Annotated in this window: 6 protein-coding genes; 3 read left to right on the forward strand and 3 right to left on the reverse strand. The window is 53.2% G+C overall.

All coding sequences use genetic code 11. The features are described 5' to 3' along the window. Positions 1–444: 444 nt before the first annotated feature. The 3 genes from pssA to KTQ37_RS16470 form a co-directional block, all read right to left on the reverse strand. Complete coding sequence (pssA, locus tag KTQ37_RS16460) at positions 445–1,176, reverse strand: CDP-diacylglycerol--serine O-phosphatidyltransferase (protein ID WP_218631595.1); 732 nt, start codon at positions 1,174–1,176, stop codon at positions 445–447. 10 nt (positions 1,177–1,186) lie between these two features. Then, the gene (locus KTQ37_RS16465) at positions 1,187–1,975 is read right to left on the reverse strand and encodes a phosphatidylserine decarboxylase (RefSeq protein WP_263847338.1); all 789 of its coding nucleotides are present in this window, start codon (positions 1,973–1,975) and stop codon (positions 1,187–1,189) included. Positions 1,976–2,114: 139 nt separating this feature from the next. Further along, a complete protein-coding gene (locus tag KTQ37_RS16470) occupies positions 2,115–2,567 on the reverse strand; it encodes a hypothetical protein (protein ID WP_218631597.1) in 453 nt (150 codons plus the stop codon). A gap of 584 nt (positions 2,568–3,151) precedes the next feature. Here KTQ37_RS16470 and KTQ37_RS16475 point away from each other — a divergent pair. From KTQ37_RS16475 to KTQ37_RS16485, 3 genes are all read left to right on the forward strand, one after another. Beyond that, complete coding sequence (locus KTQ37_RS16475) at positions 3,152–3,460, forward strand: hypothetical protein (protein ID WP_218631598.1); 309 nt, start codon at positions 3,152–3,154, stop codon at positions 3,458–3,460. Continuing rightward, entirely contained in the window at positions 3,441–4,052 is a 612-nt protein-coding gene (locus KTQ37_RS16480; protein WP_218631599.1) for a hypothetical protein, read from the forward strand. The genes KTQ37_RS16475 and KTQ37_RS16480 overlap by 20 nt, the downstream gene beginning before the upstream one ends. 137 nt (positions 4,053–4,189) lie before the next feature. Further along, positions 4,190–4,489: a hypothetical protein gene (locus tag KTQ37_RS16485; RefSeq protein ID WP_218631600.1), complete on the forward strand. Its 300-nt coding sequence runs from the start codon at positions 4,190–4,192 to the stop codon at positions 4,487–4,489. The last annotated feature ends 210 nt before the right edge of the window (positions 4,490–4,699 follow it).

Consider the following 4,699-nt stretch of genomic DNA (forward strand, 5'->3'; position numbering starts at 1 on the left):
CGATATGCTACGGTTAAACGTCGAAACCGACCAAACCGCCCGCATATCTCTTCAGATATCCATCAATGTCAAAGAGCGTCAGACCAAAACGAACCATCGCATCCCATACTGGGCGCTGGATGGCCGCTCAACCTGAGTGTTGTTGCTTTCGGATCGTCGCGCTTAGCTCGGACCGTCCGGCGTCCCGCTGCGGCGTCTGCCGCGTCGGTGAAGGGCGTTTTACGGGTACTGACGGGGGACCGCAAGAGGAATTTTCGCAAAACCGTCATTTTTTTTCGATAGCCTGAAAATTGCTGTGAAAAGCCTGGGTGCAGCAGCATTCGCTCGGCCCGAGAAGAAATCCTGCCACGCAGCATGTCCCGCACCTGCATGCTGAGGAGCGACTCGGTCTGGTGCCCGGGAATCGCAAGGGCCGGATCGTCTCCGACCCGGCCCTTTCATCACTCAGCGCAGGATACGTCCGCGCATTCTCCATACCCCTGGCACAAGCATCGCCACGTAGATCAGATCCAGCAAGGCCATCAGCAACCAGATGCGGGTAAACATCAGCCCCATGGCGATCGCTGTACCCATCAGCAGCACGCCGACCCCCCAGCGGGGAACCCGCAGTGACTTGGGCGAGAAGGTGGGCACCCGCGAGATCATCAAGAAACCGACCAGCCCCAGCCAGAGCGCCGCCGCGAAGGGGGCCTCGCGCGTCTCAACCATTCCGGCCAGGCTCAGAAACACCGGCAGCAGCGCCAGCATCGCCCCGGCAGGAGCCGGTACGCCGGTGAAATGACTCTTGCCCGCCCCGGCCTCGCCACGCGTCACGTTGAAGCGCGCCAAGCGCAGGCACCCGGCCGCGGCGAAGATCAGCACGAAAACCCAGCCAAGCGCATTCGCCTCGCCTAGGGCGAAGCGATAGACCAGCAGGCCGGGCGCTACGCCAAAGCACAGAAAGTCGGACAGGCTGTCCAGCTCCGCGCCAAAATCCGAGGTGGCCCGCAGGCGTCGCGCGATCAAGCCATCGAGCCCGTCGATGAGCGCCGCCAGAATCAGCAGTACGACCGCTGTCTCGAACTTGCCCACCATCGTGAAGCGGATCGAGGTCAGCCCGAGGCACATGCCCGCAATTGTCACCAGGTTCGGCAACAACAGCAGGAACGGCATCTGCTCGCGTTCGCGCGGCTCCATCACGACCTCCTCAGCGAATACCGCCGCTGCGCGCGGCCTCGCTCGATTGCAGATCGGCCAGAACGGTTTCGCCTGCGACCATGGTCTGACCGATGCAGACCTGGGGCTCGACCCCATCGGGTAGATAGATATCGAGGCGCGAGCCAAAGCGGATCAGGCCGAACCGCTCGCCGGTCAGCATCTCTTGACCCTCATTGACCTCGCACAGGATGCGCCGCGCCACGAGGCCCGCGATCTGCACCACGCCGTAGCTGCGCCCGTCCGCGATCTGCACCGCGAGGCCGTTGCGCTCATTGTCCGAGCTTGCCTTGTCGAGTGAGGCATTGAGGAACTTGCCGGGTCGGTAGGCGACCTTGGTGATCCGCCCCGCCATCGGCAGGCGGTTCACATGGCAGTTGAACACCGACATGAAGACCGAGATCCGCGTCATCGGCTGATCGCCCAGCCCCAGTTCCGCCGGCGGCACCGCCGGCTCCAGGAGCGAGACAACCCCGTCCGCCGGGGAGATCATCAACCCCTCGCGCGTGGGCGTCACCCGCACCGGATCGCGGAAGAAGTAATAGACCCAGACGGTCAGGCCGACACCGATCCAGCCGAGGAATTCGCAGATCAGAAACAGCACCAGCGTGATGCCGGCAGCAATCGCGACGAACTTGCGGCCCTCGCGGTGCATCGGCTTGACGAAGGTGGAAAGCATGGAGACGGACATGTTCGGTCCTTTATGTTGTTTTCCAGTCCTTAGCCTAACATGGCCCGGATGGAAACGGTTCGCTTCGCCTCGCGCCCGCAACGTCTCCAAAAGAAAACGCGGCCCCGAAGGACCGCGTTCTCCAAAATCGTATTCGCGAAGATCAGCGCTTCGCTATTCGGAAGGTTATATAAATCAATGTTTTTCAATGCGTTACGCTACGCCCAAAAATCCTGCTAACTAACTGCTATTACTTTGGGCGTGCTGCGCTTGCTTTCAAAGCCCTTTGCCCCCTACTTTTCATCATGTTTTCAATAGCTTCGTCAAGCTCACCACCAGCCGCAGCTGCATACAAAGCCTGCAATGCTCCATCAACATCAGCCAACGCTTTCACAAACACAGCGTTGCCGTTGCCAAGTGCCAGCGCCTTGCTTCCGTATTTGCACTGCACATACCAGCCGCCGTCCTGTTCAAAAAACCAAGCCCGCACCTTGCGCAGACGCTCAACCAGTACCTTCTCGCCCTGTACATTTTTTACCCACGTCTTGCGCCGCACTTCATAAGCTTCACCCTTCAACGCAGCTGCAGCAACCAGCAACTGCTCTTCAATGCCAACAACAAGCTTCCGCCTGCGTTGCTGCACTGGGTCTTGCTTGTTGGTGCGGGTGACAGTTTTGACGGTGAGTTTGAATAATGCAGACATGATTTTGCTCCTTATGTTGCTCACACAAGTCTGCATTCTGTCGTCACAATTGCGATATAAAACAGAACCTTAAGGCGGATTCTGAAGCTTTGGTGCAACAAACTGCAGTTGCACTGATACAAACGTTAATACTAAGCTTTACGCAACAAACGGAGAGGTACGCACGACATGACAAACAGCTGGAACATACCAAAAAAGCTCGAAGACGAAGTTAGGGAACGCGACAAAACATGTGTTTACTGTACTGTCGAATTCACTCCAGCAAAAGTTTGCAGAAAGACTGCAGCAAGTTGGGAGCACATTATTAACGATGCAAGAATTGTAACACGGGAAAACATAGCGCTTTGCTGCTGTGGATGCAATTCAAGCAAAGGTGCGAAGCCACTTAGCGACTGGCTTAACAGCAAGTATTGCGCTGAACGTAACATCAATTACTCGACAGTAGCGCCCGTCGTGCAAGCAGCTATTCTAGCTTTGCGAGACAACAACTAGCGCTCCAAAGTAAAGCGTATTGCATTGAAAGATAATTACTATAAAGCCCGAACCTTTGCTTCCAAAGCATAAATAACTTCGGAGGCACTTACATGAAGAAGATTGAAGAGCTACGACAGCAGCTTGAGCTGGTTTTTGCACGCTATATGAAGCTGAGCGACGACGAACAGCACACAGCGATGGACATGACGGCTTTGATGCTACGGCAAATGTTGCGCGAGCAAAGTGGCAGGCGACAGCGGCTGATAGAACTGGGCGCTGATGTAAAAAGTGGAACGGACAAACGGACACACGTAGAAAAAACGCGCAGCAAGCTTGTGCGCAAAACCAACGCATCTAGCCCACAAGCCCCCATCAAGCCAGTACAAACGACGAGAAGAAATGAATTACGTAGAACTTAACAAACAATGCAAAGAATTGACAGACTGGCTTGCAGCAACGGACTGGACGATTTTTGGTACGCTAAAATTTACCAACGGATACAGTATTAGCGAGCACAAAGCAGAAGCAATTGTTCGCAAGTTCTTTAACAACTTGGACAGAGCATACCTGGGACGCAACTTAGTTGATGCGGGGCACAGAATTGAACGTGCGGTATTTAAGCAGTTTGGAAGTAGTAGTAGCAATTTACACTTTCATTTTGTCGCAAAACCTAACGCAAATGCAGAACAGTTCTGTATTGCAGCAAAATGTGCGTGGGACGAAGCAAGTAGCTTTACTATTGACTATGAACATACGGTGATTGAGTTAGCTAGAAGTGCGCAAAGCACAAGTAGCTATGGCTTACACGAATTTTGGAAACTTGGAGCAGACACACTTTGCTTGTGCGCAACGCACTTGCATCAGCAACATCCAAAAACCAAGCCAATTCAAAAGTTGCGTCGTTTGCTGCAACTGCAAGAAAAGAACGAGTGCACTATAGAAGCTGCACTTCAGCGAGTAGCATTTGCTAAACGTAGGAAGAAGATAGCAACACAAACTGCAACACACTGAAAAACGGCGATGCTGACTGATGTGTGAATGGCGGAAACGCTGGAAGTTGCAAACGCACGTTTGCAGCTAATCCTAAGTTTTTGCCAGATCAAAACTTCAAAGCAAACAAACGAAGTTTTCGAACAAAGGAAAGTTAGATGAAATTGTTAAACTACACATACATGAAGCTGCTTGAGATTGAAGAGATTGAAACAGCTGAAGAGCTTAGTAGAGATTGGTGCAGTAAGAACAGGAACTGGTTTGCTTGGCAAAAACACGCAGGACAGGACTTTAGCTTAGACGCTGCGATAAACTGCTTGGCGCGAACGCGGCTGAGATTAGCTGAGCGGCGGGACAAAGCGGGCAAGAGCGGGCTAGCGGAAGTTGAGCAACTTTTGAGCGACTACTTGAGGCACAAGCATAAGGTTGCTGAGATTGCAGCTGAGGTAGCGGCTTAGGAAAAAGTAATACTTTCTATAATCCAACACATTTTCACAGAACCGCATTTGATAACAGAGACTTAGCTTAACTCACCTTTTCGATCGTTTTACAAAATGTGTGGAATTACAATGCATTATGACAGAAGCACATATTGTCAACGGCGGCGCAAAAGTCGGCCATGGCGGCGGAGCAAAACCAGGCCAGTTGGTGAGAGTGTGCGCCATGGC

The sequence above is a fragment of the Sedimentimonas flavescens genome (genome assembly GCF_019264375.1).
GTDB lineage: Bacteria > Pseudomonadota > Alphaproteobacteria > Rhodobacterales > Rhodobacteraceae > Rhodobacter > Rhodobacter flavescens.

What these genes read in the sequence shown, in the direction of transcription:
- KTQ37_RS16485 (WP_218631600.1), top strand. Translation starts at nt 4,190, where the DNA reads ATGAAATTGTTAAACTACACATACATGAAGCTGCTTGAGATTGAAGAG.
- KTQ37_RS16475 (WP_218631598.1), top strand. Translation starts at nt 3,152, where the DNA reads ATGAAGAAGATTGAAGAGCTACGACAGCAGCTTGAGCTGGTTTTTGCA.
- KTQ37_RS16470 (WP_218631597.1), bottom strand. Translation starts at nt 2,567, where the DNA reads ATGTCTGCATTATTCAAACTCACCGTCAAAACTGTCACCCGCACCAAC.
- pssA (WP_218631595.1), bottom strand. Translation starts at nt 1,176, where the DNA reads ATGGAGCCGCGCGAACGCGAGCAGATGCCGTTCCTGCTGTTGTTGCCG.
- KTQ37_RS16480 (WP_218631599.1), top strand. Translation starts at nt 3,441, where the DNA reads ATGAATTACGTAGAACTTAACAAACAATGCAAAGAATTGACAGACTGG.